3 protein-coding genes are annotated in these 2147 nt (G+C 55.2%); all 3 read left to right on the top strand.

The features are described 5' to 3' along the window. On the top strand, positions 1-1220 hold a 1220-nt coding region (locus FHC48_RS22920; protein ID WP_220420621.1), incomplete at its 5' end, for a type VI secretion system Vgr family protein. Beyond that, a complete protein-coding gene (locus tag FHC48_RS22915; protein ID WP_072253819.1) occupies positions 1213-1710 on the top strand; it encodes a hypothetical protein in 498 nt (165 codons plus the stop codon). The genes FHC48_RS22920 and FHC48_RS22915, both read left to right, overlap by 8 nt. A gap of 75 nt (positions 1711-1785) precedes the next feature. Next, positions 1786-2106: a hypothetical protein gene (locus tag FHC48_RS22910; protein ID WP_227028273.1), complete on the top strand. Its 321-nt coding sequence runs from the start codon at positions 1786-1788 to the stop codon at positions 2104-2106. The last annotated feature ends 41 nt before the right edge of the window (positions 2107-2147 follow it).

Raw genomic sequence — 2147 nt, 5'->3', positions numbered from 1 at the left:
ACGCGTGGCTGTTCCAGGCCCAGCAGAACCCGGCGTCGCCGAAGCCGGGCAGCATCGACGTGTACGACTGGCCGGGGCGCTTTGTGGACAAAGGGCACGGGGAGTTCTATGCCCGTATCCGTCAGGAGCGCTGGCAGGTTGAGCATCAGCAGATTCAGGCCACCGCCACGGCGGCGGGGATTGCGCCCGGGCACACCTTCACGTTAACCAACGCGCCGTTCTTCAGCGACAACGGTGAGTATCTGGTCACGGCGGCGGGTTACCACCTCGAAGAGAACCGCTACGCCAGCGGCGAGGGTGAAACTATTCACCGGACCGATTTCACGGTCATTCCTGCGTCGGTGGCCTACCGTCCGGCGCAGAGCACGGCGTGGCCGCGCACCTACGGCCCGCAGACGGCGAAAGTGGTGGGGCCGAAGGGCGAGAGTATCTGGACGGACAAATACGGCCGGGTGAAGGTGAAGTTCCACTGGGACCGTCTGGCGAAAGGCGATGACACCAGCTCCTGCTGGGTGCGCGTGTCGAGCGCGTGGGCGGGCCAGGGCTACGGCGGGGTGCAGATCCCGCGCGTGGGCGATGAGGTGGTGGTGGACTTTATCAACGGCGACCCGGACCGTCCGATCATTACCGGGCGCGTGTACAACGACGCGAGCATGCCGCCGTGGGCGCTGCCGGCTGCGGCGACGCAGATGGGCTTTATGAGCCGCACAAAAGACGGTTCCGTGGACAATGCCAACGCCCTGCGGTTTGAGGACAAGGCTGGCGCAGAGCAGGTATGGATCCAGGCCGAGCGTAACATGGACACCAGCGTTAAAAATGATGAAACGCACAGCGTCGGCGGAGCGCGCAGCCATTACGTGAAGAAAAATGAACTGCATCGCGTGGAAGCGAATCAGACCCAGGCTGTGAAAGGTGGCACCGAGATCCTGACGGGGAAAGGCAAGCTGGATGCGGCGGTGGAGCAGTACGTCATTGCTTCCGGGACGAAGCTGCGGCTGGTCTCCGGTGAGAGTGCCATTGAGCTGAATGCTAACGGCAAGATTAACCTGATCGGCAAAGAGTTTAACTTCTTTGTCGAGGGGGATGGGTATATCACTACGGGCGGTAAGCTGCATCTGAACACGTCGGGAACCAAGCCGGGCACGACGGCGCCGGGATCGGGGCATAAAGGGGATATTGATGCGGCGGTGCAGGCGAAATTTACGCCAAAAGATGAGTAAGGCCGGTGCGGTACTTATCGCATTATTAACGACGGGAATGGCTGAAGGAGACGCTCAGAAAAAGGATCTTTGGATGTTCATTTCCGGGATGAGCGCATCGCTTAAGACGTTATCCGTTACAACCCTTAGTAATGCGCCGTTATCGTTTAAGATGACCAGGCAAAATGAATATATCAATTTCTACAATGCCGACGATATCAAACTCGCTGATGGGACGAACATAACCGCAATTGAGTTACGTTTAAGCAAAGATAACGACGGCATGGCGCCTTTACTGAATTTTTCACCCTCCTCAGGTCAATGCATAACGCTTGATACCGTTAAAAAGCGCTATCCGCAGTTGAGGTTAACTGATTATCCGCGCGGCCGTTCGGAGGACGAAGTGACCAGCTATACAGCCCGAAAAGATATGAATGGACAAAAGGTGAGCTTCAGTTTCACCGTGAAAAATCCTCACTGTCTGGGTTCAGTCGTCATTAGCGCAGACTAAGAAATACTGCACTCATGTCCTGGCGGTTTCTTCTGGATGATAATAGCAATACACATTCATTAAATGACGATTAACGTGAAAAAACACACGCCGACATTTCTTTTTTCTGCCCTGATGTTTACCTGTCTCGGCAGCAATGTGGTTTTGGCTCAGGTGATGCCTCCCGTTCTGACAAAACGGGATTTTTCTGTGCAGATCAAAGACCAGCCTGTCGCATTGGGCGACCGATGGTCTCCTGATAGTGCCGGTAAAATTGATGTGCCGTGGGAAGGCAGCTTTGTCGGTGAGGTTCCTTTTGACGGAACGAACTATAAATTCTACCAGGGAAGGTGCGAACAAGTTCCTGATATGAGATCATCATATTCATCCGGAGCGCATCCCAGAGGGACATCATGAGCCATCAACTCACCTTCGCCGATAGTGAATTCAGCACTAAG

Source organism: Enterobacter sp. EC_50 (assembly GCF_019584525.1).
GTDB lineage: Bacteria > Pseudomonadota > Gammaproteobacteria > Enterobacterales > Enterobacteriaceae > Enterobacter > Enterobacter roggenkampii.
Note: the sequence above shows the minus strand (reverse complement) of the source record. Positions and strands in the feature narration are given on the sequence as shown.